General features: G+C 57.1%; 20 protein-coding genes. 5 read left to right on the forward strand and 15 right to left on the reverse strand.

Translation table 11 applies throughout. The features are described 5' to 3' along the window. Positions 1-28: 28 nt before the first annotated feature. The gene (radC, locus tag HZ995_RS05910) at positions 29-793 is read left to right on the forward strand and encodes a RadC family protein (protein ID WP_209357735.1); all 765 of its coding nucleotides are present in this window, start codon (positions 29-31) and stop codon (positions 791-793) included. Here radC and HZ995_RS05915 read toward each other — a convergent pair. From HZ995_RS05915 to secA, 3 genes are all read right to left on the reverse strand, one after another. Continuing rightward, positions 790-2,349: a phosphate ABC transporter substrate-binding/OmpA family protein gene (locus HZ995_RS05915; protein WP_209357736.1), complete on the reverse strand. Its 1,560-nt coding sequence runs from the start codon at positions 2,347-2,349 to the stop codon at positions 790-792. The genes radC and HZ995_RS05915 overlap by 4 nt on opposite strands. 17 nt (positions 2,350-2,366) lie before the next feature. After that, positions 2,367-3,437, reverse strand: a complete 1,071-nt coding sequence (locus tag HZ995_RS05920) for a translocase (protein WP_209357737.1) — start codon at positions 3,435-3,437, stop codon at positions 2,367-2,369. A 104-nt stretch (positions 3,438-3,541) separates the two neighbouring features. Then, on the reverse strand, positions 3,542-6,241 hold the full coding sequence (gene secA / locus HZ995_RS05925; RefSeq protein ID WP_209357738.1) for a preprotein translocase subunit SecA: 2,700 nt from the start codon (positions 6,239-6,241) through the stop codon (positions 3,542-3,544). A 171-nt stretch (positions 6,242-6,412) separates the two neighbouring features. On the opposite strand from secA, the gene HZ995_RS05930 reads away from it, so the two are divergent. Genes HZ995_RS05930 through HZ995_RS05940 form a run of 3 tightly spaced genes read left to right on the forward strand, consistent with a single transcriptional unit; the run spans position 6,413 to position 8,890 of the window. Next, positions 6,413-7,264, forward strand: coding sequence for a peptidylprolyl isomerase (locus HZ995_RS05930; protein WP_209357739.1), 852 nt, complete (start codon positions 6,413-6,415; stop codon positions 7,262-7,264). Position 7,265: 1 nt separating this feature from the next. After that, positions 7,266-8,495 (forward strand): bifunctional glutamate N-acetyltransferase/amino-acid acetyltransferase ArgJ, encoded by a 1,230-nt coding sequence (argJ, locus tag HZ995_RS05935; RefSeq protein ID WP_209357740.1) that lies wholly within the window; start codon positions 7,266-7,268, stop codon positions 8,493-8,495. Further along, positions 8,492-8,890, forward strand: a complete 399-nt coding sequence (locus tag HZ995_RS05940; RefSeq protein ID WP_209357741.1) for a (deoxy)nucleoside triphosphate pyrophosphohydrolase — start codon at positions 8,492-8,494, stop codon at positions 8,888-8,890. The genes argJ and HZ995_RS05940 overlap by 4 nt, the downstream gene beginning before the upstream one ends. Positions 8,891-8,990: 100 nt before the next feature. Here the strand turns inward: HZ995_RS05940 and infB are convergent, their stop codons facing one another. From infB to pip, 11 genes are all read right to left on the reverse strand, one after another. Continuing rightward, complete coding sequence (infB, locus tag HZ995_RS05945) at positions 8,991-11,480, reverse strand: translation initiation factor IF-2 (RefSeq protein WP_209357742.1); 2,490 nt, start codon at positions 11,478-11,480, stop codon at positions 8,991-8,993. A gap of 8 nt (positions 11,481-11,488) precedes the next feature. After that, complete coding sequence (locus HZ995_RS05950) at positions 11,489-12,121, reverse strand: RNA-binding protein (RefSeq protein ID WP_209357743.1); 633 nt, start codon at positions 12,119-12,121, stop codon at positions 11,489-11,491. Positions 12,122-12,145: 24 nt separating this feature from the next. Continuing rightward, positions 12,146-13,771, reverse strand: coding sequence for a transcription termination factor NusA (gene nusA, locus HZ995_RS05955; protein WP_209357744.1), 1,626 nt, complete (start codon positions 13,769-13,771; stop codon positions 12,146-12,148). Continuing rightward, positions 13,771-14,346, reverse strand: coding sequence for a ribosome maturation factor RimP (gene rimP, locus HZ995_RS05960; RefSeq protein WP_209357745.1), 576 nt, complete (start codon positions 14,344-14,346; stop codon positions 13,771-13,773). Before rimP ends, nusA begins: the two co-directional genes overlap by 1 nt. Before the next feature lie 157 nt (positions 14,347-14,503). Next, positions 14,504-15,124 carry a CDGSH iron-sulfur domain-containing protein gene (locus HZ995_RS05965; protein WP_209357746.1) on the reverse strand — a complete coding sequence of 207 codons (621 nt, stop codon included), beginning with the start codon at positions 15,122-15,124 and terminating at the stop codon, positions 14,504-14,506. A gap of 106 nt (positions 15,125-15,230) precedes the next feature. After that, a complete protein-coding gene (gene rpiB / locus HZ995_RS05970) occupies positions 15,231-15,665 on the reverse strand; it encodes a ribose 5-phosphate isomerase B (protein ID WP_209357747.1) in 435 nt (144 codons plus the stop codon). A 122-nt stretch (positions 15,666-15,787) separates the two neighbouring features. After that, positions 15,788-17,332 (reverse strand): ABC transporter substrate-binding protein, encoded by a 1,545-nt coding sequence (locus HZ995_RS05975; protein WP_209357748.1) that lies wholly within the window; start codon positions 17,330-17,332, stop codon positions 15,788-15,790. Positions 17,333-17,387: 55 nt separating this feature from the next. Further along, a complete protein-coding gene (locus HZ995_RS05980) occupies positions 17,388-19,040 on the reverse strand; it encodes an ABC transporter ATP-binding protein (protein WP_209357749.1) in 1,653 nt (550 codons plus the stop codon). A 10-nt stretch (positions 19,041-19,050) separates the two neighbouring features. Further along, a complete protein-coding gene (locus HZ995_RS05985) occupies positions 19,051-20,250 on the reverse strand; it encodes an ABC transporter permease (protein ID WP_209357750.1) in 1,200 nt (399 codons plus the stop codon). Beyond that, positions 20,247-21,245 carry an ABC transporter permease gene (locus HZ995_RS05990; RefSeq protein WP_209357751.1) on the reverse strand — a complete coding sequence of 333 codons (999 nt, stop codon included), beginning with the start codon at positions 21,243-21,245 and terminating at the stop codon, positions 20,247-20,249. Before HZ995_RS05990 ends, HZ995_RS05985 begins: the two co-directional genes overlap by 4 nt. 196 nt (positions 21,246-21,441) lie before the next feature. Then, positions 21,442-22,413, reverse strand: a complete 972-nt coding sequence (gene pip / locus HZ995_RS05995) for a prolyl aminopeptidase (protein WP_209357752.1) — start codon at positions 22,411-22,413, stop codon at positions 21,442-21,444. Between the two features lie 49 nt (positions 22,414-22,462). Between pip and ubiG the strand changes: the two genes are divergently transcribed. Beyond that, the gene (gene ubiG, locus HZ995_RS06000) at positions 22,463-23,209 is read left to right on the forward strand and encodes a bifunctional 2-polyprenyl-6-hydroxyphenol methylase/3-demethylubiquinol 3-O-methyltransferase UbiG (protein WP_209357753.1); all 747 of its coding nucleotides are present in this window, start codon (positions 22,463-22,465) and stop codon (positions 23,207-23,209) included. A gap of 68 nt (positions 23,210-23,277) precedes the next feature. On the opposite strand, the gene HZ995_RS06005 is transcribed toward ubiG, so the two are convergent. Beyond that, positions 23,278-23,958: an energy-coupling factor ABC transporter permease gene (locus HZ995_RS06005; protein WP_209357754.1), complete on the reverse strand. Its 681-nt coding sequence runs from the start codon at positions 23,956-23,958 to the stop codon at positions 23,278-23,280. Between the last annotated feature and the right edge of the window lie 15 nt (positions 23,959-23,973).

Here is a 23,973-nt window from a genome sequence, read left to right on the forward strand (position 1 = left end):
AACCAAGCTCGGGCAGAGTTAGTCCGTGATGTCCAATCGTGGTTTTTCAGATGTGTCTATGCCCTTGTTTCAGGGCGACGAGGCTAGGCCTGCGCCTTTGCCAAATGGTCAGATGCCATCCTACATTCGCGATCACCGAAAGCGGTTGAGAGAGCGGTTTATGGCGGCAGGCGGGGAGGCCTTGCCGGATTACGAATTGCTAGAGCTCTTGCTGTTTCGCGCCATTCCACGTCAGGACGTAAAGCCCTTGGCGCGGCAGCTGCTTGAGGTCTTTGGGTCATATAATGGGGTTTTATCTGCGCCTGCCGCACGTTTGGGCGAGGTGAAGGGCGTTGGGGCTGCGGTGATTTGCGAGCTTAAGCTGGTTGAGGCTGCGGCGCATCGTCTGGCGCGCTCTAAGGTCATGCAACGGCGTATTCTCAGCAGTTGGGATGCCTTGTTGGATTATTGTCAGACCACCATGGCGCATCGTGATATTGAACAATTCCGCATTTTGTTTCTGGACACGAAGAACACGTTGATTGCGGATGAAGAACAGGCGCGCGGGACGGTCAATCACGTGCCGGTCTATCCGCGTGAGGTGGTGAAACGGGCTTTGGAATTGAATGCAACCGCGTTGATCCTGATCCACAACCATCCCTCGGGCGATCCGACGCCCAGTCAGTCGGATATCGAGATCACGGAACAGATCCGCGAGTCCTGCAAGGTCATGGGGATCAAGCTGCACGACCATCTGGTGATCGGCAAATCACGCGAGCTGAGCTTTCGGACCGCAGGTCTGCTGTTTGACTAGCGCACCCAGACCTCAACGCGGCGGTTCACTCGGCGCCCCCAGGCGGTGTCGTCACAGGCGACGGGAAAGGCCTCACCGTAGCCGGTGCTTTTGAGGGTGACCTGGCTGAGGTCCGCGGTTTCAGAGGCAGCCTTAACGGCCTCTAGCACACGATTGGCGCGGCGCAGGGACACCTGCAGGTTCGCGTTTGCGCCGCCGGAGCCATCCGAGAAGCCGACAAAGGTTAGTTCCTGACCGTCAAAGTCTCCGCGTTCCAGTCGTTGCGCGAGGAGTTCGACGTTTGACAAAGAATGCGCGTCCAACTCGGACACGCCTGCCGTAAATCGGAAGGTTGTTGTGAGACGTCGTTGCGGCGACAAATCGACAACCATCTGCTGCAAATCTTCAACCGAAACCGCACGGCCTGCCTGACCAATCGCATTGACCAGCCGCTCGCCCTGTGCCGCCATCGAGATTTCTTCGCTCGCCTGATCCACATAGCCCGCACGGCGGATCACAAACTGCGCCGCATCACTTTGCACGTACCGCAGGAAATCCCGCACGACCTTGGGTTGGCGCAGCGCCGGAATGTAGAAATACATCGGCGTGGACAGCGGATAATCCTCGGTCTTGATGCCGCGCCGCGTGGCGGAAATTTCATGCCCACAGCCACCGGTCAGTTTCATCGGCAAGGTGCCGCCCGTTCGTTCAAAAGCCGAGATACCCAGCGCAAAGGGGTCAAACTGTACCGACCGCACCAAATCTGACAGATGCGGATAATAGAGGACTTTTGATGAAAATTTTAGGTTTGCGGGTTTCATCAACTCGTCTTCGATGGCCTGTAGAAGGCCGGACCCCGGAGCTGGCAAATGCAGGGAGATCGGCGCATCCGCACCGCCCAGTTCTTTCCAATTCTCGATCTTGCCTGCAAAGACCCGTGCCAACTGCAAGGCAGAGAGCGATTTCACAGGGTTGCCGAGTTCTGTCACGGGGATCAGCGCACTGAGGGATAGCACCCGGCTACGGTTATCATGACGCAGATCGCCAAGGCCTGATTCCTCGGCGCGCGCTGCCTCGGGATCGCGGATTTCGCGCAGGGCCATGGCGATATCGGCTTCATTGGCGATCAGATCGGCAAAGCCTTCGTCGGTGGTTGTGGCATTGATCACAAATCGCGCGATGGTTTCGCCGCTTTGCTGGTGGTTCAACTCATAAAGCACGAGGTTGTCGTTAGACGCATCGCGCAGGATCGAATAGCCATTCCTCAGCGCAAATGCCTCAACCAGCGCAGGCACAAGCACATCCGCCATGCTGCTTGCGCCAGAAATCACCACCTCGGCCACATAGTTCGTGAGGCTTGGGCAAGCGGGCCCCTCGCAGTTCACGCCTGTCCCGTCGACGGTCAGAACGCCATAAATCGTGTCGATTCGGTAAAATTCGCCGTCAAACCCAAGCAAGGTGCCCGAAATTTCCACGGCCCCATCCGGTGCGGACAGCGTAATGTCTTGCGCTGCCGCGGTGAGCACACCGTGAAATAGACAAAGTGCGGCGAGGACCGCCGCACGAAGATGCCGCATAAATGAACCCTTACTGACTAGCCTTTTTGGGCGAATGTCAGATCTTGAAGCAGATTTTGCAGCACGAGGAAATCACCAGTTGCGCTACAGCCGGGAATTTCTACGTTGAGTGTCTTTTTGATCGGCGCGCCGCCGGGTTTGACCTGCAAGGTGGTTGCAGAAATCGCGCGGCCACAGTTGGCACCATTGACCTCGGCTTCGACGGTCAGTTGCACGTCACCGGCTTCCGCCGCATTGACGGTTGGGAAAGTATAGACGTCGGCCATCCGAGACAGCTCGCTAAAGCCATCGCCAAGGCGCATAAGGAACCCACCGCGGCCGCCAATCACAGCGGTCAAATCGCGGTCGTTGCCAAACCATACATGGCCTTCTTCGCCATAGGTCGCGCCAAATTCCAGCGCGTGAATTTGCAAACCCGTTTCGCCCATCCATTGAACAGCAACGCGGTCGTAAAACTGAAGTGAGCCCACGTCAGCCGTCGTAGAGGCCGCGTAGCCATTAGGGAATGTCACATCAAATTGCGCGTCCATCGCCATCGCTGGGACGGAGATCTCGAGCACTCCATCAGCGTCCAGAACCTCGGTAAAGGTCAGACCCGAGTGGGTGATAGTCACACGATCGCCGGGCAGGCAGCTCGCGGATACACTCAGGTTCACCATGGCCGCAACGGCTGGGGTCGCCGAAACGGCAATGTCACAGCCCAGAAGCGGAGCGTTTTCTTCTTTGGGCATGCTGGCCACAGGGACTTCGCTGGCGACGGTCAGAATAATCGGTTGGGCAGGCAGGCTGGCTTCGGCGTAGCGCTCTTCTGGCATGGCCGGCAGCGCGTTGTCCGCGTCGTTGCGGCCCAAAAGCACGTTGGCATTGAGGCCCGTGTCGATGGATTTCGCAATCAGCTTGTCCCGCGGCTCTGCAACGGCAGAGGCCTCGAGAGGCGAGCCACTCTGCATCAGGAACCCAATGGCCCCCGCGGTCGCGACGGTAAAGGCCACCAAGGCCACCTTGGTTGCACTGTCTTTCTTGACGGAGAATTTCTTCAACCGCTTGAGTTTATTTAGGCGCTTAAGTTTCTTTACCTTGAACTTCATCGGGCCCACTCCTGCTCACAAAAACCCAAGTGTGTTTCTGAACAGGAAAAAGGGCGCGAAAGTGGCGCCCTTTAGGTGATTTTTGGAAACTTTAGAGGGTCAGCTTAGGAATAGCTGCCGTGGCAATGCTTGAATTTCTTGCCAGATCCACAGGGGCACGGATCATTTCGGCCCGGATTTCCCCATGTGGAGCGGTCGTCTTCGTCAAAGCCTTCGACCAACGGAACATACTTGTTCTTCGGAGCCTCACCACCCGGCTGCGCCTGGTTGATTGCTTCTTGTTGCGCCTGGATCTGCGCAATCATCGCGCGCTGCTCTTCTTCGGTCAGCGGGCGGATCTTACCAAGGTTTTTGGTGACCTCTTCGCGCAGACCTTCAAGCAGGCCTTCAAACAATTGGAAAGCCTCGGTCTTATATTCATTCAGCGGATCACGCTGGGCATAGCCGCGGAAGCCGACCACAGACCGCAGGTGCTCCAGCGTCAGCAGATGTTCGCGCCATTTGCTGTCGATAGTCTGCAAAAGCAGCTGTTTCTCGATGTTGCGCATGGCATCGGGACCAAATTGCACGGCCTTTTGCGCCATGAACTCGTCCGCCGCCTTTTCCAGACGTTCCTGAATGTCTTCGTCGTCCACGCCTTCTTCGGCGGCCCATTCCACAACCGGCGCATCGATGCCGACGTTTTCCTGTAGCGAGGCCTTAAGGCCTTCGGTGTCCCATTGTTCGGCATAGGATTTTGGCGGCATATGGATGTCGATCAGATCAGCGATCACCTCGTGACGCATGTCCTGCACGATTTCGGACAAATCCTCGGCTTCCATGATCTCGCGGCGCTGGCCAAAGATCACTTTCCGCTGGTCGTTCATCACGTCGTCGAACTTCAGCAGCTGTTTACGGATGTCAAAGTTGCGGCCTTCGACCTTCGCCTGAGCGCGCTCTAGCGATTTGTTCACCCAAGGGTGCACGATGGCTTCGCCTTCTTGCATGCCCAGAGTGGACAGAACCTTGTCCAGACGGTCAGAGCCGAAAATCCGCATCAGGTCGTCTTCCAAAGACAGGAAGAAAGCCGAGCGACCCGGGTCACCCTGACGGCCGGAACGACCACGCAGCTGGTTGTCGATGCGGCGGCTTTCGTGGCGTTCGGTGGCCAGAACGAACAGGCCACCCGCCTCTTTAACGGCGTTTTCGTCCGCTTGGTGGGCCTCTTCGATCCGGGCTCGTATCTCATCAGGATTGGCCTCGGGATCGGCGGCGATGGCTTCCATGATTTTGAACTCGACGTTGCCGCCGAGCTTAATATCGGTCCCACGGCCCGCCATGTTGGTCGCGATGGTCACCGCGCCCAGCTTGCCGGCGTCGGCCACGATCTGCGCCTCTTGTTCGTGCTGACGCGCGTTTAGGACATTGTGCTCGATCCCCGCGTCGCTCAGCAATTGCGACAAGTGTTCGGATTTCTCAATCGAGGTCGTGCCCACTAGGGTCGGCTGACCCTTTTCTTTGGACTCTTTGATCGTATTCACAATCGCGTCGTATTTTTCCTTAGCCGTACGATAGACCGCATCGTCTTCGTCCTTACGTGCCACGGGACGGTTGGTCGGAACCTCGACAACGCCAAGGCCATAGATCTCGGCAAATTCCTCAGCCTCAGTCAGCGCCGTGCCGGTCATACCGCTCAGCTTGTCGTAAAGGCGGAAGTAGTTTTGGAAGGTCACCTGCGCCAAAGTCACGTTCTCAGGTTTGATCGAAACGCCCTCTTTGGCCTCAATCGCCTGATGCAGACCTTCGGACAGACGACGGCCCGCCATCATACGGCCGGTGAATTCGTCGATCAGAACGACTTCATCGCCACGCACGATATAGTCTTTGTCTTTGGTAAAGAGTTTATGCGCGCGCAGACCCTGATTCACGTGGTGCACAATCGTGGTGCTTTCCGGATCATAGAGCGACTGCCCCTCGGGCAGGATCCCCGCCTCAAGCAGTTTGGCCTCAAGCCAGTCGTTGCCGTCGTCGGTAAAGGACACGGCGCGTGTCTTTTCATCCAGCGTGAAATGCTCGTCGCCGATGTCAGGAATGATCTTGTCGATCGCCAAATACATATCGGTACGGTCCGCAGCCGGGCCCGAGATGATCAGCGGGGTCCGGGCTTCGTCGATCAGGATCGAGTCGACCTCGTCCACGATGGCGAAATAGTGGTCGCGCTGGAAGATCTGGTTCAGCTCGGACTTCATATTGTCGCGCAGATAATCAAAACCCAGCTCGTTGTTGGTGGCGTAGGTGACGTCGCAGCCGTAGGCGGCTTTCTTTTCTTCATCTGGCTGCTGAGGATAAACAACGCCGGTGGTCAGACCCAAGGCGCCATAGACCTTGCTCATCCATTCCGCGTCACGTTTCGCGAGGTAATCGTTCACGGTAACGATATGCACGCCCTTGCCGGTCAGAGCATTCAGATAGGCCGGGAAGGTCGCCACGAGCGTTTTACCCTCGCCGGTTTTCATTTCCGAGATATTGCCCTGATGCAGGAACATCCCGCCCATGAGCTGCGTATCAAAGGCACGCAGGCCAAGCGCGCGTTTCGCGGCCTCGCGGCAGTTCGCAAAGGCTTCGGGCAAGATCGCGTCCAGGCTTTCGCCGCCTTCAACGCGTGACTTATATTCAGCAGTCTTTTCGATCAGCCCCTCATCGCTCAGAGCCTCAAACTCTGGCTCCAGCGCGTTGATCTTTTCGACAATGGTTTTGGTCGCCTTGATTTTTCGGTCGTTCGGCGTTCCGAAGACCATTTTGGACAGTTTTCCAAAACCCAGCATGCGAATGTGTCCTTCGTTGACAAAATCTTTAGCCGCTTGTGCTTGCTCGTTCTGATGCCTGCTCATAGAAACAGGGCAAAGGACTCGTGCATCGGCCTCAAAGCGATGTAAGCGCCTATATATACAGTGTCAACGCCGCCCCCCGTCGCGGCCCGAACCAAGGACGTTTCGATGTCAAAAACACTCAGAGCTTTGCGTATTGCTGCGGCAGGTCTTTTCTTTGCGCTTCCTGCTTTTGCTCAGGAAACACCGACGGCTGACACCGTTGTGGCCACGGTGAATAACGCAGAGATCACGTTGGGTCACATGATCGCGGTGCGCGAGACATTGCCAGCGCAATATCAGCAATTGGCGCCTGAGGTTCTGTTCAGCGGCATTCTGGACCAGATCATTCAGCAAACCCTGCTGGCGCAAGCTGTGGGGGATGATATTCCGAAACGCACTGCGAAAACGCTAGAAGTCCAACGCACGGCCATTCTGGCAGATGCCGCGGTGGATGCGGCGCTCGCCGAACGGGTGGATGATGCTGCACTGCGCGCGATGTATGACGCGAAATACGGCGATTTCACCGGCGCGCAGGAATTTGATGCAAGCCATATTCTGGTAGAAACCGAAGAAGAAGCCCAAGCCATCGCCACCGAAATCCGCGCAGGTGCAGATTTCGCCGAAACCGCCAAAGAGAAATCCACAGGCCCTTCCGGCCCACGCGGCGGGGCTTTGGGCTGGTTTGGCCCCGGTCAGATGGTGCCTCCGTTTGAAGCGGCTGTGGCAGAGCTGAAGGTCGGAGAGGTTTCAGATCCGGTTCAGACGCAATTCGGCTGGCATGTGATCATCCTGAACGACACGCGCACCCAAGAGGCGCCGACTTTCGAAATGGTTCTGCCGGAAATTCAGGTGGATGCAGAGAATGCAGCCGCGGCGGCCTATGTAGCAGAGCTTGCGGAGAGCGGCACGGTAGACCAATCCGCGGCAGACGCACTGGACCCGAACCTGATCGCGCAATTCGAACTTCTGGACGAGTAAATTGGCTGACATCACCGCTGTCTCCCCGCTCGCACCTGAGGGATTTCCAGAACTGCCTGTGATCGACGGCGTGCGTTTTGCCGCCGTCGAAGCCGGTGTGAAATATCAGGGTCGCAAAGACGTGACCCTGATCGAGCTCGCGCCCGGATCGTCAGTCGCTGGGGTCTTCACCAAATCCGCAACGCGCTCAGCCAATGTTCTGGATTGTCAGGCGAAAGTCGGATTGGTCAGCGACGCGGGTGCTGCGTTTATCATCAACTCCGGCAATTCGAACGCCTTTACGGGACGCGCAGGCGAAGGCTCTGTCGCAGCGATTTGTGAGGCCGTGGCGGGTGTCACAGGCCTTCCGCAGGACCGTGTTTTCACCTCGTCCACCGGCGTCATTGGTGAGCGACTACCCCATGATCGCATTACAACAAAGATCGACGAATTAGTGGCTGGCCTAACGCCCGACGCCATCGAAGACGCAGCCCAAGGCATCATGACCACCGACACCTATGCCAAGGGTGCCGGAACGACGGTGATGATCGACGGCCAACCCGTGAAAATCGCAGGGATCGCCAAAGGATCCGGCATGATCGCGCCGGATATGGCGACGATGCTGGTCTATATTTTCACCGACGCCAAGGTCGAGCGCGCGCTGCTGCAACAGATCCTGTCAGAGCTGACGGATGTGACGTTTAACGCGATCACTGTGGATAGTGACACCTCGACCTCGGACACGCTGTTGCTGGGCGCGACCGGCGCATCTGGCGTTGAGATCACAGAACCCGAAGGACCCTTCGCCGCGGGTTTGCACGAGGTCATGCTGGACCTGGCGCACTTGGTGGTACGCGACGGCGAGGGAGCAACGAAATTTGTAGAAATTTCGGTGACCGGCGCGGCCAGCGATCAGGACGCGAAAACCCATGCATTGGCCATCGCAAACTCTCCGCTGGTGAAAACAGCCATCGCCGGCGAGGATCCCAATTGGGGCCGTATTGTTATGGCCATCGGGAAATCCGGGGCTGCGGCGGATCGTGACCTGCTGACCATCCATTTCGGGGACGTTCTTGTCGCGGAAAAAGGCTGGGTGGCGGAAAGCTATTCTGAGGAAGCAGGCGCGACCTATATGAAAGCCCAAGATCTGGCGATCCGCGTGGATCTGGGCCTTGGCGACGGAGCGGCCAAGGTTTGGACCTGCGACCTGACCCATGGATACATCACGATTAACGCGGACTATCGATCATGAAGTCGGTTCTGGTCTCTGCCGTCTGTCTGATTGACCGCGACGGGCGGGTGTTGCTGGCGCAACGGCCCGAGGGGAAATCGATGGCGGGTCTCTGGGAGTTTCCTGGCGGCAAGGTTGAGGACGGCGAGACACCTGAGGTCGCTCTGATCCGCGAGCTTGAAGAAGAGCTTGGGATCAACACCTGGGAAAGCTGCCTCGCGCCGCTGACCTTTGCGTCGCATACGTATGAGAAATTCCACTTACTGATGCCACTCTTTGCCTGCCGCAAATGGGAAGGCACCCCGATTGCGCAGGAGGGGCAGGTTTTGAAATGGGTCTATCCCAAGGATTTCCGCGACTATCCGATGCCGCCTGCGGATATCCCGCTTATTCCGATGATCAGGGACTGGTTGTGAACGGAAACTTTAAAAGTTTCCGACTCCGATTTCTTTAAAAGAAATCGAAACAAAAACGCTGCCCATTGGGCGGCGCTTTCTATTTCTATCCGTCAGACCCTTAGTCCAGCGTCCGCGCCACTTCTTCGCGCTCAAAGATCTCGATGACGTCGCCTGCGCGGATATCATCGTAGTTCTCAAAGGCCATGCCGCATTCCTGACCGGACTGAACCTCTGCCACTTCGTCCTTGAAGCGCTTGAGGGTCTTGAGAGTACCTTCGTGAATAACCACGTTGTCGCGCAGCAGACGCACGCCAGCAGACCGACGCGCCACGCCTTCAGTGACCAGACAGCCTGCAACCTTGCCCACGTTGGACACTTTGAAGACGTCTTTGATCTGAGCGTAGCCGATAAAGGTCTCTTTGATTTCCGCGGAAAGCAAACCAGAAGCCGCCGCTTTTACGTCATCCACAAGGTCATAGATCACCGAGTAGTAGCGGATCTCGACGCCCTTTTGGTTCGCGGTATTACGCGCCGAAGTATTGGCACGCACGTTAAAGCCCATGACCGGTGCACCAGATGCCTCGGCCAAGCCGATATCGGTCTCGGTGATCGCACCAACGCCCGAATGCAGCACACGCACACGCACCTCGTCGTTACCGATCTTTTCCATCGCCTGAACGATGGCTTCGGCAGACCCCTGCACATCAGCTTTCACCAGAATTGGCATTTCAGAGACGTTCTCGTCGTCTTTCGCCTTCTGCATCAGCTGTTCCAGCGTCGTCGCTGCACCGGCTGCCGCGCGTTTGTCTTTCGCGGCCTGCGCACGGTATTCCGCGATCTCACGGGCCTGCGCTTCGGTCTCGGTCACGTTCAGAACGTCGCCCGCTTCGGGTGTGCCGTTCAGACCAAGCACCTCGACAGGCACAGACGGACCGGCCTCTTTGACGCGCTCGCCCTTGTCGTTGATCAGCGCACGGACCTTACCGTATTGCTCACCCACAACAAAGATATCGCCTTGGCGCAGGGTACCTTTCTGAACCAGAACGGTCGCGACAGGGCCACGGCCCACGTCAAGCTGCGCTTCGATCACGGCACCTTGAGCGGCGCGATCCGGGTTGGCTTTCAGTTCCAAAATTTCGGACTGCAGCGCAATCGCTTCGAGCAATTCGTCCAGACCTTGGCCAGTGTGTGCAGAGACTTCCACGTCCTGAACCTCACCAGACATCGCCTCAACGATAACCTCGTGTTGCAACAGCTCGGAACGCACTTTCATCGGATCAGCGGCTTCTTTGTCGATCTTGTTGATCGCCACGATCATCGGCACTTCGGCCGCTTTCGCGTGGTTGATCGCCTCAATCGTCTGCGGCATGACCGAGTCGTCCGCCGCAACCACCAGAACAACGATATCCGTGACCTGAGCACCACGGGAGCGCATCGAGGTAAAGGCCGCGTGGCCCGGAGTATCCAGGAACGACAGAACCGTACCGCTGTCGGTTTTCACCTGATAAGCACCGATGTGCTGGGTGATGCCGCCGGCCTCGCCCGCCACAACTTTGGCGTCGCGGATCGCGTCAAGCAGAGACGTTTTACCGTGGTCAACGTGGCCCATAATGGTGATGACCGGAGGACGTGGCTGCAGGTCTTCATCCGCATCATCCACATCGGAAATCACGTCTTCGACGTCAGAGTCAGAGACACGAACCACTTTGTGGCCGAATTCCTCGATGATCAGCTCCGCGGTATCGGCGTCGATGGTTTGGTTCTGTGTCACCATCATGCCCATCTTCATGAGCTCTTTGACAACATCCGCCACACGTTCCGCCATTCGGTTCGCCAGCTCGGAAACGACAATCGCTTCTGGCAGCTGAACGTCACGAATGACCTTTTCACGCTCTACAGAGCCGCCCATCGCCTTTTGACGCGCGCGCTCCTGTTTCCGCTTCATCGAGGCGAGGGATTTCTGACGTCCGCCCTCGCCACCTGTCGCTTGGGACAGAGTCAGCTTGCCAGACCGACGGCCTTCGTTGCGACCACCGCGGCCGCGGTTCTCGCGTTCGCGATCCGCTTTGCGTGGGGTCGCGGCAGGTGCCGGACGGCTGGAGAGATCGCGCTTTGGACCGCTTTCTTTCGCAGCAGGGGCCGCTTTCGCAGCCGCAGCTTCGGCCGCCGCGCGTTGCGCAGCCACTTCGGCTTCTTTGCGTTTTTGCTCTTCGGCTTCGGCTTTGGCCTTGGCGCGCTCTTCGGCTTCGCGTTGCTCGCGCTCTTTCGCTTCGGCTTCGGCGCGGCGACGTGTGCGTTCCTCTTCGCGCGCCTTTTCCTCGGCTGCGCGGCGTTCCGCCTCTTCGCTTTCGCGGGCTTTCGCGGCCTGAAGCGCCTTCAGACGACGTGCCATTTCCGCATCAGAGATGCCCGCCGGACGTTTGGAAGGATCACCACCGACTGCTCCGCCGCCCGCAGGCTTACCGGCACCCGGCTTGGGCACCACAACGCGCTTGCGTTTGGTTTCCACCACGACGTTCTTGGTGCGCCCGTGGCTAAAGCTTTGCTTTACGTTGCCAGGACGCGCGCCGCGCAGACCCAATGTCTTTTTACCGTCACTATCGCTCATGTAGCTTTCTAATCCTTCCGGGCGGCCCCTGCCGCCTTATTTTCCAGCGTATTTTGTCGTATGCCCTTAAGTCGTTGGGCTTCCTCTACAACACGTTGCGTGAGTCCACCAGACGCAAGCGCACTATGAATCACAGTTTGTCGCCCAAATGCTGCCCCAAGCTCGGCCTGCGTGAGCCAACCGATATAAGAGCCATAGTGCGGCGTGCTCAGTTTGGACTTGCCGCGACCAGAGCCATCCACCGCCTGAATCAGCACTTCGGCATATTCTTTGGACAACCAGTCTTTCACTTTTTCATACCCAGCGACCGCTTCGCCGGATTTTCGTGCAAGGCTGATCAAGTCTACCACACGACGCGCAATTTGGCTTTCCACCTCATCCGCGAGCCCGTCTGGCACGGCAACTTGCTGCTTAGCGGCGCGCGAAAACGCGCCTTTCTTGCCAGCTTTCTCAAGCGCAGCCCGGTCAGCCGTTACATAGATCCCGCGACCGGGCAATTTGCCCAGGATATCCGGCACGATCTGACCGTCCGGCCCCACAACAAAGCGGATCAACCCATGCTTAGGGTTCACCTCGCCCGTTGCAATGCACTTGCGCTCAGGACCGCCGCTCCGGTCTTTGGTTCGCCCACCGCGTCCCATCTGTCAGCCTCACGAGGCCTGAGATCAGGCCTCGGCCTCCTCGGATGCGTCGCCTTCGGCGGCCTCTTCTTCGGCTTGCGCCAGCAGCTCATCAGGATCCACCCAACCCAGCATGACACGTGCGGTCATGATCATGTCTTGTGCTTCTTCCAGAGTGATGCCGAACGGCTCTAGGCTACCGTCGTCTTTGGAACGCTCGCCGTCGACTGTTGTCCAGCCACCGGCCAGTTCCCAGTCCGCGCAGGTTGCGAAGTCTTCCAGAGATTTCACATCGTCTTTTGCCAGCGCTTCTACCATTTGGGCAGTCAGGCCTTCGAATTCAATAAGGCTGTCCTCTGCGCCCAGCGCACGGGCCGCTTCCAGAGCCGCCGCAGCTTGTGCTTCGAGGTATTCGCGCGCACGGGTTTGCAGCTCGCTCGCGGTGCCTTCGTCGACGCCATCGATGACCAGCAGTTCGTCGATCTCGACATAGCCAACTTCTTCGAGGTTGGTGAAGCCTTCGGACACAAGCAGTTGCGCGAAGAATTCGTCGATATCCAGCGCTTCTTGGAACAGCGCGGTGCGTGCTTCGAATTCCTTCTGGCGACGCGCGGATTCTTCAGCCTCGGTCATGATGTCGATATCAAGGTTCGTCAGCTGAGACGCCAGACGCACGTTCTGACCACGGCGGCCGATGGCGAGGGACAGCTGCTCTTCTGGAACAACCACTTCGATCTTGCCGGCTTCCTCATCCAGAACAACCTTAGATACCTCTGCAGGCTGCAGCGCGTTCACAAGGAAGGTCGGCTGATCTTCGTTCCAAGGGATGATGTCGATTTTCTCGCCTTGCAGCTCGTTCACAACGGCCTGCACGCGGGAACCACGCATACCAACGCAGGCACCCACAGGGTCGATGGAACCGTCATAAGAAATCACAGCGATCTTCGCGCGCGAACCCGGGTCGCGGGACACGGCTTTGATCTCGATGATGCCGTCGTAGATCTCTGGCACTTCCATTTTAAACAGCTCGGCCATGAATTCAGGCGCGGTGCGGGACAGGAAGATCTGTGGGCCACGGGTCTCACGACGCACGTCTTTGACGTAGCAGCGGATGCGGTCGTTCGGGCGATAGCTCTCGCGGCCGATCTTTTCGTTCCGACGCAGGATCGCTTCGCCGTAGCCTGCGAGATCCACGATAACGTTGCCGTATTCTTCGCGTTTGACCTGACCGTTGATGATGGTGCCAGCCTTGTCTTTGAAGGCCTCATACTGGCGATCACGCTCGGCTTCGCGCACCTTCTGCAGGATCACCTGTTTCGCGGATTGCGCCGCGATCCGGCCCAGCTCTACCGGAGGAATTTCCTCGACATAGGTGTCGCCGATCTGAGGATCGTCGAGATACTGCTTGGCCTGCTCTACGGTGAACTCGGCCTGATAGTTCTCAAGCTCTTCGTCCTCGACAACAGTACGCACGCGGGTGAATGTCGCGCGGCCGGTCTTGCGGTCGATGGACACGCGGATGTCCATTTCCGCGCCGTAGCGGGACTTGGCTGCGCGCGCGAGGCTCTCTTCCATCGCTTCGACAACCAGACCTGGGTCGATCATCTTTTCGCGGGCCACGGCCTCGGCGGTTTGCAACAGCTCCAGCTGGTTTGCAGAGGTAATTGCCATTATTCAGTCTCCTCAGAACCCGTCTCGGTTTCAATGTCGTCAAAAGCGTCTTCGTTCAGCACACCGGCCTCTTTACGTTGACGCAGCATTTCTTTGATCAGATCGTCGGTCAGCACGAGCTTGGCGTCAGACAGCCAGTCAAACTGCAGACCCACGGTGCCCTGTTCGATGTTGATCAGCACTTCTTCGCCCTCAACACCCGCAAGCACGCCTTTGAAGCGTCTCTGACCATCGATCAGCTCACTGGTTTCCACCTTGGCTTCATAGCCTTCAAAGGTGTCAAAATCTTTCAGGCGCGTCAGAGGGCGGTCGATGCCGGGGCTGCCAACCTCAAGCGCGTAGCCATCCTCAATCGGATCCTCGACGTCCAGAACGGCGCTGATCGCATTGCTGATCTGCGCGCAGTCATCGACCTCGATGCCGCCCTCTGGCTTTTCAGCCATGATCTGCAACGTATGGGTCTTGCCGCCCATAAAGCGCAGGCGCACCAGCTCGAACCCCATGTCCTCAATGACAGGGCCAACGATCTCGGCGAGACGGCGATCCATCGCAGATTTGGCAATCATATTGCTCATGCGTATGTCCAATTTGAGCGACGGGCACAAAAAAACGGGCCCGCGGCCCGTTGTCGTTTCCGGTGGGCGCTGGGTGTCCAGCGCGCCGCTGTTGAGGGGGATATAGGCGGTTCAGCCTGAGTCTGCAAGCCCTCAGTTGGGAACCGCCTTATGGGCTTTAGTCATCCCGCCATTTGGCGTCACGATGCGAGCCATCGCAGTAGGGTTTATTCCCCGACAGACCACAGCGACAGAGCACATATTTCCGCTCTGATTGGCCCTCGCCCTGCGGAGGAACTGGAGACACCACATCCTTGACCCAGTAAGGGCCGTTCTTCTCGACTTCGATCTGCGCGCGGTCGGCGAAAAGGTGGGGCGGCATTTCATCCGCCAAGGCTAGGGCACCAGACGGGCAGGCCTCAATCACAGCGCGCACTTCTTCGGCAGCTCCTTTGTCCGGTTGCATCCAAGGTTTCTGCGCAGGATTGAAGATATGGCTCGCAAGGCGTCCACATTCCGCCGCGTGGGAACACAAGAGAGGATTATAGGTCACCGAGACCTCGGACCCTTCGTAAGTAATGATCCGGTCCCGTCCTGCAGGCGTTCCACCCCGGCTTTCAAACCCGGCCTCTTTATGAGAGCCGTCGCAAAACGGTTTGCTCTTGGACGACCCACAGCGACAGAGCGCCATGATCGGTTTGGTTTCCACCTCGCTGCCGTCCGTGTTTTTCATGGACGAAAGGCCTTTGACCACAAGCGGGCCGTTTTCGCGTTCTTCGATGGCTGGGGTATCAGACATGCCGTGTCCTCCTCTGGCTACAGAGAGGAGGCTAGCGCGAACGCTATGTTTTCCAAATAGGGTTAACCGCGCGCCCATGCACAGGCGCGCCGCCGTTTGGCGAGACTTAGGCCTCGATCATATCCACACGGGTTGCGTGGCGGCCGCCCTCAAACTCGGTGTCCAGAAACGCATCGACTATTTCCATCGCGAGACCCGCGCCAATCACCCGCGCGCCCATCGACAGCATCTGCGCATTGTTGTGGGCACGGATCATCTTGGCGGAAAACACATCGGAACACACGCCACAGCGGATGCCCTCGACCTTGTTGGCGGACATCATAATCCCCTGCCCCGTGCCGCAGATCAGGATACCCAGATCCGCGTCTCCCTTGGCAATCATCTCTGCAGCTTCGCGGCCATGTTTGGGGTAGTGGGTGCTTTCCGAGGTAATCGGCCCGATATCAATCGCCTCATATCCGCGCTCGGCCACATGGGCGGCAATAGATTTGCGCAGCTCGATATCGGCGTGGTCGCTGGACAGAACGATGCGTTTGGTCATGGCTTTCAGATCCCCAAATCAGAATGTGACCGCCTTTTGTCTGGAAACGCCCGCCCGAGCAATCCCCAAAAGAAAACGCCCCGCAAAATGCGAGGCGTTCCCTGTTTGATATGGCGTAAAGCTTACGCGAACCACCAGCGCTCGATGATACGAGAGCTGTCCATCTGGAACACGTTGCCGATTGTGCCAGAGTTGGTCAGCTTGGTGCTGTGCGCGTCGACGTAGTTTGCGTACATCGGGATCACGGTACCACCTTCTGCGGACATGATCGCCTGCATCTCGTAGTACTGCTCGCGACGCTTGGCCGAGTCGAGTTCCGCACGCGCGGTCAGCAGCAGCTCTTGGAAACGTGCATTTTCCCATGCGGTGTCGTTCCAAGGCACACCGGATTCATATGCGGTGGAGAACATCCAGTCCTCGGTCGCACGACCGGACCAGTAGCAGGCACACCATGGCTTCTTGAGCCAGACGTTGGACCAGTAACCGTCTGCAGGTTCCTGAACCACGTTGATGTCGATGCCCGCTGCTTTCGCGGAGGCTTGATACAGCTGCGCTGCGTCAACCGCACCAGAGAAGGCCGCGTCAGAGGCGGACAGATCTACGGACAGACCGTCCAGACCCGCTTCTTTCAGCAAGGATTTCGCCAGATCCGGATCATAGTCGTTCAGTGGCAGATCCGCTGCGTAGTACTGGTTCGCTGGACCGATCGGAATATCGTTCGCAACCGCACCGTGACCCAGAAGGATCTTGTCGACCATTTCCTGACGGTTGATCGCGTGCTTCAGAGCCTTACGGACCTTCACGTTGTCGAACGGCGACAGGCCGGTCAGCATTGGGAAGGTGAAGTGCTGGTTACCAGTAACCTCGAAGATGTTGATCATCGGGTTCGCTTTGAGCAGCGCTTCGGTTTTGAAGTCCACGCGGTTCACGGCGTCAACCTGACCGGTCATCAGCGCGTTCATACGTGCAGAGGCATCGTTGATCGCGATGATTTCAACAGAGTCAAACCAGCCTTCTTTGCCGTCTTTATAGTGGCCGTCTACACGGCTCAGAACGGTGCGTACGCCTGGGTCAAAGCTCTCGACCTTATAAAGGCCGGTACCGATGCCTTTCGCGATCGCTTCTTCAACCTGACCCGCTGGGAACATACAGATGTGGTAGTCAGACAGCAGGAACGGGAAGTCCGCGTTGCCGGCTGCAAGCGTCAGAGACAGCTCGTGGTCGCTGATCTTGTTCATCTCGGTGATCGCCGAAACGATTGGCTTCGCCGCGGATTTCGCGCCTTCGGCCACGTGCATGTTGAGGGATTCCATAACGTCATCCGCGCCAAACGCTTTGCCGTTGTGGAAGGTTACGCCCTTACGCAGTTTGAAGGTCCAGGTTTTCGCATCTGGAGTCGCTTCCCAGCTTTCTGCCAGTTCGCCGATCAGCTGACCGTCTGCGGCAACCTGTGTCAGGGTGTCAAACACCGCGCCGTGCGCAGTTGTAATCATGTAGCTGTCAGAGTGGGTCCGGCTGTCCCAGCTGTCGGATGTGTTCGCACCCGCCAGACCAAGACGCAGAGTACCACCGCGACTTGGGGCTGCCTTAAGAGGCACGCCGGAAGCCGCCAGAACACCAGCTGCTGCACCGGTCTTTAGAAGGCCGCGTCTGCTTATTTGTGTCATTCTCATTCTCCCAATTGAGGACTATGTCGTGTTTTTGGTTATTATTATTAAGAGGTTACATTTTATTTACGGCAGCATCGCCGATATTGTCGACCCCTCGCTCGTTTAACAGATTTGTCAGCCAATCCGGGTCCATTTCAGGCACCGAGCTGAGCAACAGATCTGTATAGGGATGATGCGGAGGCTTGAACATGTCTTCTTTCAGACCCTGTTCTACCACACGCCCATCCTTCATCACCACAACCTCATCCGCGATCGAACGGACCGTCGCGAGGTCGTGCGTAATAAACATATAGGACAGCCCCAAGGTATCTTGGAGACGTGCCAAAAGTTTTAGGATGCCTTCCGCCACCAATTGGTCCAAGGCCGAGGTGACTTCATCACAAATGATAAACTTTGGCTCAGCGGCCAAAGCGCGGGCAATCCCGATGCGTTGTTTCTGACCGCCAGACAGCTCAGATGGCAGGCGATTCATATATTGGCTGGGCTCAAGCTCGATTTCCTCGAGCAAATGTTCGACTCGGCGGCGTTTTTCGTTGCCTGTCAGGCCCATATAGAATTGTACCGGACGACCGATGAGTTCGCCAATGGTCTTGCGCGGGTTCAGCGCCGTATCGGCCATCTGATAGATCATCTGAGCCTGCCGCAACTGGCCGCGATCACGTTTGCGATAGTCCAGCGGCAGGGCTGTCCCGTCAAATTCGATATGACCCTTGGTCGGTGGCAAAAGCCCTGTGATACAGCGCGCCGTTGTCGACTTGCCAGAGCCCGACTCCCCTACAACCGCGACGGTGCGCGCTTCGTGGATATCAAAGCTGACGTCATGCAGAACCTTGGCGGTGCCATAGGCTGCATCCACACCCTTAACGGAAACCACCGGAGTCGTCCCGGTGTGAACCGCAGGCTGTTGCGGACGCTGGAAGCTGCGAACCGCCCAAAGCGACTTGGTGTAGTCCTCTTGCGGATCAGACAGCATCTTGCGCGTCTCGGCCTCTTCGACCTCATCGCCTTTCAGCATGACTTTCACTTTATCCGCCATCTGCGCCACAACCGCGAGGTCGTGCGTGATATAGATCGCAGCGGTGTCGAATTCCTCAACGATCTCGCGGATCGACGCCAGAACCTCGATCTGCGTGGTCACATCCAGAGCCGTAGTCGGTTCGTCAAAGATGATCAGCTCGGGACGACAAGACATCGCCATCGCGGTCATCGCCCGTTGCAGCTGACCCCCAGACACCTGGTGCGGATAGCGGAAGCCAATTTCGTCCGGGTTCGGCAGACGCAGCTTGCGATAAAGCTCGATCCCATCCGCTTCGCTTTCAGACTTTGACATGACGCCATGCTGAACCGGTGCTTCGGTGTGTTGATCCATCAGGCGATGCGCCGGGTTAAAGCTCGCCGCAGCGGACTGCGCCACATAGGCGATACGCTTGCCAAGCAGGCCGCGCTTGACCGCCGCCGAAGCCGTGACCAGATTGACGCCGTCAAATTCGACTTTGCCGCCCGTGATCTTACAGCCGTCCCGCGTATAGCCCATTGCCGCCAGACCCAGCGTGGATTTGCCCGCACCGGATTCCCCGATCAGACCCATCACCTCACCTTTGCGCAGCTCAAAGCTCGCGCCTTTGATGATCGGATGCCAGACCTCATCAGAGCGGCCATCAATGTAGATATCAGAAACCTTCAGAAGGAGATCTTTTTCAGCCATGTCTATCTCCTTATTCTTTCAGGCCCGAGGATGCGTGCAGCATCCAGTCGACAACGAAGTTAACGGCCACGGTGAGCAAAGCAATCGCTCCGGCTGCCAGCAGCGGCGCTGTCGCCACCTGCGGGGCAAAGGCCGCAAAGTTGATGAATTGTGCAAGGTCACGCACCATTGTGCCCCAGTCGGCGAGCGGAGGTTGGATCCCCACACCCAGGAAAGACAGAGACGCAATCGTGAGGAACACAAAGCAGAAGCGCAGACCGAATTCCGCCAGCAATGGCGCGACGGCGTTCGGCAGGATCTCGCGGAACATCAGATAGCCCAGACCCTCACCGCGCAGCTTGGCCGCTTCGATATAGTCCATAACCACGATGTTCAGACCGACCGCACGGGCCAGACGGAACACGCGGGTTGAGTCAATCACCGCAATGATGATCACCATATAGAAGGTCAGCAGGCCTTTTTCCGACCCCGCCCAAGCGGACGCGATTGTCATCAGCAACAGCGCAAAGATCAGCGACGGGATTGCCATCAGAACATCGACACCGCGAGACAGAAGCTGATCAAGCCAGCCCTGCAAAACAGCTGCGAGGAAACCAAGGCTCGCCCCAATGAAGAACGCCAGACATGTGGTCGCAAATGCGATGCCGACCGTGTTCTGCGCACCGTAGATCAGGCGGCTTAGAATATCCCGACCGATCTGGTCCGTGCCCAGAGGATAGTCCGGATTGCCGCCCATCGCTGGATTGCCACCTGGCACCACATTCGCAGCGCCTAGAATTTCTTCCTGACCATAGGGCGCGATGGCACCCGCAAAGATCGCCACGAAGGCATAGATCAGGATCATCATGACGCCAAAGCTGGCCGTCAAAGGCATGCTGCGGAACACTTTCCGCGACCCCGCGGTACCGACCGTGCGGCCCAGAAGACGGAAAAGCCAAGCCGCGATACCAAAGAGGATGAAGCCATCTACTGCCACTCGGAAGAAGAAGTATTTATTGGCAATCGCCGGATCCGCCGTACGCGCCAGATAATATGTCCACACGGCCCAAACCAAGCAGACCGCACCCAGAACATAGCCAAAAGCAACTCCCGTCGGCATATCGCGGAAGAACGGAGCATTCGACGTCGCCTTCTGCCCAACAAAGCGGAACACCCAGCCAGCGGCCCAAAGACCCACGAAAAAGAGAATAATTTGGATCCAGATATTCATTTCGGATGCCTCAGACGTGGGTTGGAGATGATCGACAGAATATCCGCCGTCAGGTTCAGAAGGATGTAGGCCGTCGCAAAGATCAGACAGCATGCCTGCACAACCGGAATGTCGCGGATCTTCACACTATCCACAAAGAGCTGCCCGATGCCCGGATAGACAAAGACCACCTCGACGACCACAACGCCGGTGATCAGATAGGCGAGGTTTAGCGCGATGACGTTAATGATCGGAGCCAGCGCATTCGGCAGCGCGTGTTTCACGATCACCCGCGCCGGAGACATGCCCTTGAGACGCGCCATCTCGATGTAAGGCGACGCCAAGAGGTTAATAATCGCCGCCCGCGTCATCCGCATCATATGCGCTGTCACCACCAAGGTCAGCGTCAGCGCCGGCAGCAGCGTTTTTTCCAACCGATCCGAAAACGCCATATCCGCGTAAATGTTAGACAGCGACGGCAGGATCGGGTTCAAAACCGCCAGGAACAGGATCAGCACATAGGCCAGAAAGAACTCTGGCGAAGAAATCGAGCTGAGGGTGAAGATATTGGCGCCTCGGTCAAACAGTGAGTTCCGATAAAGCGCTGCCAAAAGACCCAAGATGATGGAAAACGGCACCGCGATCATTGCGGTCACGCCGGCCAGGAACATCGTATTGGCAAAACGTGGGGCCACCTGAGCCGCCACCGATCCAAGTCCGCTTCCGGTGTCAGACCCCGCAAAGCTCGCAAAGTTCGCTTGGGCAAAGCTATTGCCAAGATCACCCTGCACCGCCCCGCCGAGCCATTCAAAATAGCGCGTCACCGGAGGCTTATCGAGCCCAAGATCCTGACGGATTGCCGCGACCGCTTCGGGCGTCGCCCCCTGGCCCAAGATGGCCTGCGCAAAGTCTCCGGGCAGCATATTGACCGCTGCAAAGATGACGATGGACACAACAAACAGCGTAAGCACACCAAGGGCTAAACGCTGTGCGATAATTCGTAAAATAGAGGCCAATGGTCCTCACCTGGTTGGGTCTTGTTTTTTGTTAAGAACCATCGTGAGTTGAGGATGTCTGGCTGTAAAGCGTGTAAATATGAAATCAGAGAAGATCTTGTGTGTTGACCACTTTTTAACCGCAACAGCTTGCTTCGCTTGTACAATTTAGACAAATTCGCCTAATTTTTGGACATATACATTGCTAAATCTGGACTTATGTCCGGGCAAGGGAATCCATAGTTCTGACCAATTCCGCACTGATGCCAGGTTCCGACAGCGCATGGCCTGCATCGCGGATAATGCTAAGATGCGCGCCGGGCCAAAGATCTGCGATTTTCTGCGCCGTATGTGGCGGGCAGATCATGTCATAGCGCCCCTGAACGATATAGCCGGGGATATGTGCGATACGATCCATGTTTTCAAAGATCTGTCCGTCTTGTTCGAGAAAACCAGCGTTTATGAAATAGTGGTTCTCAAGACGCGAGAAAGCATGCGCATATTCTGCCGGAGGCGTTGCTGTGCTGCCATCCGAATAAACCGACGCCAAAGCATTTTCCCAAGCGGCCCAAGCACGTGCATAAGCAACCTCGGTGGTACGATTTCCGCTAAACAATCGCTTGTGATAGGCGGCAATCATGTCGACCCGCTCGTCTTCTGGAATCATATTCGCAAATTTCGTCCAGGTTTCCGGGAAAAACTGCGCGGCCCCTCCGCCATAGAACCAATCTAGTTCAGCGCGGGTCATCGCGAACACACCGCGTAGAACAAGCGCCGTCGGCCGGTCTGGATGCGCTTGGGCATAAAGCAAAGCAAGCGTTGCCCCCCAGCTTCCGCCAAACACCACCCATTTCTCAATACCCAGCGCGGCACGGATCCGTTCGATATCCGCGATCAAATGCCAAGTCGTGTTGTTCTCGATCGAAGCTTGGGGTTTTGACCGCCCACAGCCTCGCTGATCAAACAGCACCACGCGATAGACCTCGGGATCGAAATAGCGCCGCATCGTCGGGCTGCATCCGCCGCCGGGGCCTCCGTGAAACACCACAACAGGTGTGCCATTTGGGTTGCCAGATTGCTCGACATAGATCTGATGACCATCGCCCATATCCATCATGCGCTGATCGAAAGGCTCGATCAGCGGGTAAAGGAAAGAAACTGCGCGCTTTTGACCTGAATGTTTGTCCATATTGACACTATATAGTAACCCGCGCCCAAAAGATCATATGGAGATCAGAATGCAACCCGAGTTGAACACCGTCGACCCAGCGGAAGTCGCCAAATTTGAAGCCATGGCCGCGGAATGGTGGGACCCCAAGGGCAAGTTCAAACCGCTGCATATGCTGAATCCCTGCCGTCTGGATTATATCACATCGCAAATCGCCGCGGAGTATGGTCGCGACTTGGGAACCGAGCGCCCGTTCGAAGGCCTCACGATCCTCGACATCGGTTGCGGCGGAGGTCTGCTCAGCGAACCCATGGCCCGCCTTGGTGCCACCGTCGTCGGCGCAGATGCCGCCGAGCGCAACATTCCCGTCGCCAAGGTACATGCCGAGCAGTCCGGCCTGACCATCGACTACCGTCACACAACCGCCGAAGCCATCGCCGAAGCGGGCGAGCGCTTTGACATCGTTTTGAACATGGAAGTCGTCGAGCATGTGGCCGACCCGCAGGAATTCCTGACCTGCTGTCAGACCCTGTTGAAACCAGGTGGGATCATGATTTGCTCCACTCTGAACCGCAATCCCAAGAGCTTTGTCATGGGCATCATTGGCGCGGAATATGTCATGCGCTGGTTGCCCAAGGGCACACATGAATGGAGCAAGTTCATCACGCCGGATGAACTCTATGACTTTCTGGAAAAAGGCGGGCTGACGCCTGTGGATCGCAAGGGCTTTGTGTTCAATCCGATCACCTGGGGCTGGTCGATCTCTGATCGAGATCTCAGTGTGAACTACGTGACTACAAGCCAGAAACCGGCTTAGGGATCTGTTGGCGAGACCGATCCGAACTGTTTGGCCCAGCGCAACACAACTGCGATGGGCCTTTTTTGTTAAGAATTTGCGAGGTGCAAACGGCGCGAGAAAATGCCTCGTTCTGAAAGACCTTTTAGGTTTTTACCAATGGCCAGTGCGCCCAAATCAATCACAGGCTCGATCAGGATGACGGATAGATAGGCCAGACCAAAGCTTGTCACGGCACCAAAGTTTTCCGCGCCAAACCCCTGCCCGTAAAAGGCCCAAAACGCGACCCAGGCGACGACACCGCCCTGATAAACAGCCGACATTTTCAGGACGTCCACGTAGCGCAGGTCAAAATAGGCCGTCGACGCAGGCACAATGCGTTTTGCCAAAGCATCCACCGCAAACAAAGGAAACAACAGCGTCGAGACATTGACGAAATACATCGGCACATCACTTGGCGCAAAGAAAAGCCCCTGAACAGCCAAGCCGCCCGCAAGACCAATCGCAGCAGGCGCAGCCCCCAAGAGCAAAAACAGCGTCGTGCCCAAAATGAAATGTACTTCAGAAATACCAACCGCGAAATGTGGCATCAGCTCAAAGAAAACAAAAACTCCGGCGACAGCAAGAACGCTGCGCAGACCAAAGGACACAACAGAGTGGTCTTTCAGATCATCGGCCAGAAGTTTCAGGCTATAGCCCGCCGCAGCGGCAGCCGTGCCTTGGGCCAGGATCATTTTGGCGCCATCAACAACGCCCGGTTCAATATGCATAATATGCTCCTATAG

The organism is Cognatishimia activa, from assembly GCF_017798205.1.
GTDB lineage: Bacteria > Pseudomonadota > Alphaproteobacteria > Rhodobacterales > Rhodobacteraceae > Cognatishimia > Cognatishimia activa_A.

Excerpts from the sequence above, each read along its gene's own strand:
- radC (WP_209357735.1), top strand. The coding sequence starts at position 29 with ATGTCCAATCGTGGTTTTTCAGATGTGTCTATGCCCTTGTTTCAGGGC.
- HZ995_RS05915 (WP_209357736.1), bottom strand. The coding sequence starts at position 2,349 with ATGCGGCATCTTCGTGCGGCGGTCCTCGCCGCACTTTGTCTATTTCAC.
- HZ995_RS05920 (WP_209357737.1), bottom strand. The coding sequence starts at position 3,437 with ATGAAGTTCAAGGTAAAGAAACTTAAGCGCCTAAATAAACTCAAGCGG.
- secA (WP_209357738.1), bottom strand. The coding sequence starts at position 6,241 with ATGCTGGGTTTTGGAAAACTGTCCAAAATGGTCTTCGGAACGCCGAAC.
- HZ995_RS05930 (WP_209357739.1), top strand. The coding sequence starts at position 6,413 with ATGTCAAAAACACTCAGAGCTTTGCGTATTGCTGCGGCAGGTCTTTTC.
- HZ995_RS05940 (WP_209357741.1), top strand. The coding sequence starts at position 8,492 with ATGAAGTCGGTTCTGGTCTCTGCCGTCTGTCTGATTGACCGCGACGGG.
- infB (WP_209357742.1), bottom strand. The coding sequence starts at position 11,480 with ATGAGCGATAGTGACGGTAAAAAGACATTGGGTCTGCGCGGCGCGCGT.
- HZ995_RS05950 (WP_209357743.1), bottom strand. The coding sequence starts at position 12,121 with ATGGGACGCGGTGGGCGAACCAAAGACCGGAGCGGCGGTCCTGAGCGC.
- nusA (WP_209357744.1), bottom strand. The coding sequence starts at position 13,771 with ATGGCAATTACCTCTGCAAACCAGCTGGAGCTGTTGCAAACCGCCGAG.
- rimP (WP_209357745.1), bottom strand. The coding sequence starts at position 14,346 with ATGAGCAATATGATTGCCAAATCTGCGATGGATCGCCGTCTCGCCGAG.
- HZ995_RS05965 (WP_209357746.1), bottom strand. The coding sequence starts at position 15,124 with ATGTCTGATACCCCAGCCATCGAAGAACGCGAAAACGGCCCGCTTGTG.
- rpiB (WP_209357747.1), bottom strand. The coding sequence starts at position 15,665 with ATGACCAAACGCATCGTTCTGTCCAGCGACCACGCCGATATCGAGCTG.
- HZ995_RS05975 (WP_209357748.1), bottom strand. The coding sequence starts at position 17,332 with ATGACACAAATAAGCAGACGCGGCCTTCTAAAGACCGGTGCAGCAGCT.
- HZ995_RS05980 (WP_209357749.1), bottom strand. The coding sequence starts at position 19,040 with ATGGCTGAAAAAGATCTCCTTCTGAAGGTTTCTGATATCTACATTGAT.
- HZ995_RS05985 (WP_209357750.1), bottom strand. The coding sequence starts at position 20,250 with ATGAATATCTGGATCCAAATTATTCTCTTTTTCGTGGGTCTTTGGGCC.
- pip (WP_209357752.1), bottom strand. The coding sequence starts at position 22,413 with ATGGACAAACATTCAGGTCAAAAGCGCGCAGTTTCTTTCCTTTACCCG.
- ubiG (WP_209357753.1), top strand. The coding sequence starts at position 22,463 with ATGCAACCCGAGTTGAACACCGTCGACCCAGCGGAAGTCGCCAAATTT.
- HZ995_RS06005 (WP_209357754.1), bottom strand. The coding sequence starts at position 23,958 with ATGCATATTGAACCGGGCGTTGTTGATGGCGCCAAAATGATCCTGGCC.